Consider the following 849-nt stretch of genomic DNA (forward strand, 5'->3'; position numbering starts at 1 on the left):
GGCTGTGATGATGTGACCGCCCCCGACGGCATCAACGTGCCAAGGTGGGTCTGCAACGATCCACAAAGGAGAGCGGTCATGTCGGAGATTATCACGGTCGGACTCGATCTGGCGAAGAATGTGTTCCAGGTTCATGGAGCTGATGTCGCTGGCCGAGCGGTTCTGCGCAGGACGTTGCGGCGAGCGCAGGTGTTCTTTTTTCAGCCTGCTGCCGTCTTGCGTCGTCGCGATGGAAGCCTGTGGCGGTGCGCACTTCTGGGGCCGCGAGATCGGCAAGCTGGGCCATGAGGTGCAGCTGATCCCGCCCGCTTACGTCAAGCCCTTCGTGAAGCGCCAGAAGAGCGATGCGGCAGATGCCGAAGCGATCTGTGAGGCGGCGTTGCGACCGACAATGCGCTTCGTGCCCGTGAAGAGTAAAGAGACCCAAGGGGCTGCGATGGTCTTCCGCATTCGCGAGCTTCTGATCCGGCAGCGAACGCAGGCCATCAATGCCCTTCGCGGCCACCTGGGCGAGTTCGGGCAGATCGTGCCGCAGGGCGCGGCGAATGCCGCACGGTTGATAGCCTTCGTCGAGGACCCGGAAAGTGGCCTGCCCGCCGATGCCATCGCCACGTTGAAAGTGCTGGTCGCGGCGCTCACCCATCTTGAGACCGAGATCGGCAAGCTTGACGCTGAGATCGCCCGTCGGGCCAAAGAGAATGAAGTGGCCCGAAGGCTGATGACGGTGCCCGGCATCGGGCCCCTGATCGCCACCGCCATCGCGGTGTTGGCCCCGCCAGCAGAGACATTCCGCCGCGGTCGTGACTTCGCCGCCTGGCTCGGCCTCGTGCCGCGACAACACTCGACGGG

General features: G+C 64.1%; 1 pseudogene. It reads left to right on the top strand.

The features are described from left to right. Nucleotides 1-78 precede the first annotated feature (78 nt). Nucleotides 79-849: pseudogene (locus tag OEZ60_RS22160) on the top strand (IS110 family RNA-guided transposase); the annotation flags it as partial.

The sequence above is a fragment of the Albidovulum salinarum genome, assembly GCF_025673475.1.
Taxonomy (GTDB): Bacteria; Pseudomonadota; Alphaproteobacteria; order Rhodobacterales; family Rhodobacteraceae; genus Albidovulum; species Albidovulum salinarum.